The 1737-nt window shown below is 55.5% G+C and carries 1 rRNA gene; it reads right to left on the bottom strand.

Going from position 1 to position 1737, the window contains the following annotated elements:
* Positions 1 to 15: 15 nt before the first annotated feature.
* Positions 16 to 1534: ribosomal RNA gene (locus NN4_RS44545) — 16S ribosomal RNA — on the bottom strand.
* Positions 1535 to 1737: the final 203 nt, after the last annotated feature.

Genomic DNA, 1737 nt, shown 5'->3' with positions numbered 1-1737 from the left:
AGAAGTGCTCCTTAGAAAGGAGGTGATCCAGCCGCACCTTCCGGTACGGCTACCTTGTTACGACTTCGTCCCAATCGCCAATCCCACCTTCGACGGCTCCCTCCCACAAGGGGTTAGGCCACCGGCTTCGGGTGTTACCGACTTTCATGACGTGACGGGCGGTGTGTACAAGGCCCGGGAACGTATTCACCGCAGCGTTGCTGATCTGCGATTACTAGCGACTCCAACTTCACGGGGTCGAGTTGCAGACCCCGATCCGAACTGAGACCAGCTTTAAGGGATTCGCTCCACCTCACGGTCTCGCAGCCCTCTGTACTGGCCATTGTAGCATGTGTGAAGCCCTGGACATAAGGGGCATGATGACTTGACGTCGTCCCCACCTTCCTCCGAGTTGACCCCGGCAGTCTCTCACGAGTCCCCGCCATTACGCGCTGGCAACATAAGATAAGGGTTGCGCTCGTTGCGGGACTTAACCCAACATCTCACGACACGAGCTGACGACAGCCATGCACCACCTGTACACCGACCACAAGGGGGCCTACATCTCTGCAGGTTTCCGGTGTATGTCAAACCCAGGTAAGGTTCTTCGCGTTGCATCGAATTAATCCACATGCTCCGCCGCTTGTGCGGGCCCCCGTCAATTTCTTTGAGTTTTAGCCTTGCGGCCGTACTCCCCAGGCGGGGTACTTAATGCGTTAGCTACGGCACGGATCCCGTGGAAGGAAACCCACACCTAGTACCCACCGTTTACGGCATGGACTACCAGGGTATCTAATCCTGTTTGCTACCCATGCTTTCGCTTCTCAGCGTCAGTTACTTCCCAGAGACCCGCCTTCGCCACCGGTGTTCCTCCTGATATCTGCGCATTTCACCGCTACACCAGGAATTCCAGTCTCCCCTGAAGTACTCTAGTCTGCCCGTATCGCCTGCAAGCTTAAGGTTGAGCCCCAAGTTTTCACAGAAGACGCGACAGACCGCCTACAAGCTCTTTACGCCCAGTAATTCCGGACAACGCTCGCACCCTACGTATTACCGCGGCTGCTGGCACGTAGTTGGCCGGTGCTTCTTCTACAGGTACCGTCACTCTCGCTTCGTCCCTGTCGAAAGGAGTTTACAACCCGAAGGCCGTCATCCTCCACGCGGCGTCGCTGCATCAGGCTTTCGCCCATTGTGCAATATTCCCCACTGCTGCCTCCCGTAGGAGTCTGGGCCGTGTCTCAGTCCCAGTGTGGCCGGTCACCCTCTCAGGTCGGCTACCCGTCGTCGCCTTGGTGAGCCGTTACCTCACCAACAAGCTGATAGGCCGCGGGCCCATCTCGCACCGATAAATCTTTCCACCACAAAACATGCATTCCATGGTCATATCCGGTATTAGACCCAGTTTCCCAGGCTTATCCCGAAGTGCGAGGCAGATCACCCACGTGTTACTCACCCGTTCGCCGCTCGTGTACCCCGAAGGGCCTTACCGCTCGACTTGCATGTGTTAAGCACGCCGCCAGCGTTCGTCCTGAGCCAGAATCAAACTCTCCGTTGAAGACTCTTGACCTACCTCCGAAGAGGCCAATCAGAAGAATAACTAGAGTCCGAAAACCTAGCAAAACAAAACGCCAGCAAAAAGATTTGCTGACTAAATGTCCGACCTCTCAACCGGGGGGTATGAGAAGCCGGAACCAATTAAATAATTGGCACTGACATTCATCGACACACTATTGAGTTCTCAAAGAACACACGCACACA

Source organism: Nocardia ninae NBRC 108245, assembly GCF_007990755.1.
Taxonomy (GTDB): Bacteria; Actinomycetota; Actinomycetes; order Mycobacteriales; family Mycobacteriaceae; genus Nocardia; species Nocardia ninae.
Note: the sequence above shows the minus strand (reverse complement) of the source record. Positions and strands in the feature narration are given on the sequence as shown.